The organism is Flavobacterium sp. (assembly GCF_041911335.1).
In the GTDB taxonomy this organism is placed as follows: domain Bacteria; phylum Bacteroidota; class Bacteroidia; order Flavobacteriales; family Flavobacteriaceae; genus Flavobacterium.
In genome coordinates this window covers 1-1,648 of record NZ_JAYRPD010000027.1, presented here as the reverse complement: position 1 = coordinate 1,648, position 1,648 = coordinate 1, and the positions used below count along the sequence as shown (strand labels likewise).

Sequence of the window (1,648 nt, the reverse complement as noted above, 5' to 3'; positions counted from 1 at the left end):
TTCCTGAATCTTTGGTGCTCCAAATGTTTCCAGCATCTGCGAAAACGGCACCTTCAAACATTTCATTAAATGGATATCGGTATTCTATGTTGGTGGTCAGTTTTACGTTATCCATCATATAAGCTCTCACTTTTTGGTCGATTTGCGTATCTGCAGGACCTAATCCACCAAAAGCAATCCAAGCTCTGATGTCATTACTTCCTCCATTGAAATACGAACGGATAAATGGCATATTGCTAGAATTTCCGTAAGGAATTCCTACACCTATGAATTGTCTTACAATAAACTGTGATTTGTTTTTGAAAGTGAAATATTTTCTCGCATCAATATCAAATTTGACAAATTGGGAAATCGGAATTCCGAAAATCGTTTTGCTATTCGTTAAAACTCCAGAATCTGTATTGTTTTTGCTGAAAATACTCAATAAATTTCCAGCCAATTCTACTTTAGCATCTAAAAAGAATGGGTTTTGATAGCCTTTTTTTCCAATTTCATTGTAGATATAGTTGTAAGCCAAAGAATTAATGAGTACGTCTTGTGTTAATCGGTCTTTTTTAATGGTAGACTGTCTGAAATTGAGCAATAAATCTAAACCAGTTGGCGAAAGACTATTCGCAAAACCTGTATCATTAAGCAGTAATCTAGATTTGGCTTCGGTGTCTAAATTGATAGCACCCGGATTATAGAGGTCATAAAGATTAAAAATTTTGGTTTTGAATCCACCTTCCGTTGAGAATAAATCATAATATTTATCCTTATTTCGAGTAAATGAAAACTGTGTGTTAAAAACAGATAATCGATGAGAAATTACTTCATTCACGGTGATGAAATAATTCAATCCAGCGTTCACGTTGATTCTGTCCATCCCAATATTATTCTGTACCGAAGCTCCTAAATTTACCGTAGAAACAGGCGAATATTTGTTTGGGACAAATTTTTCGGTGTTAAAAGGCAACAGCAATCTAGGGAAATTTAACCCAAATTGTAGGGAATATTCAGAAGCGTTAAACAACGCGTTTGGATTTTTTTCATCGTAAACCGTACCAAAGGTTCCAGAAACACTTCCCGTAAAGTTTTCGGCGCCACCAAAAACATTTCTAGCCGTCAATTCGGCAGAAGGAGAAAACCCGAAGTTCAAAATTTGAGAATAATGTAAATCAAGCGCCGTTTTAAAATTGTATTTCGGCAACGGAATGAGTTTGTATTTTACATTGATAATCGTATCATTCGGATTGCTGTATTGATCTGGTGATGCTTCATAGCTCGCAATACTGAAATTATTAAGGGCAATGTAGTTTCTTTTGGTAAGGTCTAGGTTTTTTTGGTTGTAAATTTCACCTTTTTTCAACGTAATCGGTCTCCAAAGTGCTTTTAATTTATATTGTTTATCTATTCTTTTAATTTTAGCATCTTTATAAATCGTATCTAACTCTGGCTTATCTGTGATTTTTTCTAAATATTGAATTTCAACGTTGCCAATGGTGTATTGTTTGTAAGGTGTTTTCAGCGTGTCTTTCAAAATATCCATGGTGAGTGGAACTTGCTTTCTGCTTTGCAAAGTATCTGCCGTAAAATAAATTTCGCCACCATCTCTATTGAAGCTATAATAACCCCTTTCTTGCATGAGTTCGGTAATTCTTTTGACCTC

The 1,648-nt window shown here is 34.8% G+C and carries 1 protein-coding gene; it reads right to left on the bottom strand.

Features of this window, described 5'->3' with window-relative positions:
- On the bottom strand, window positions 1–1,624 hold a 1,624-nt coding region (locus tag ACE3PD_RS03210; RefSeq protein ID WP_374399473.1), incomplete at its 3' end, for a BamA/TamA family outer membrane protein.
- Window positions 1,625–1,648: the final 24 nt, after the last annotated feature.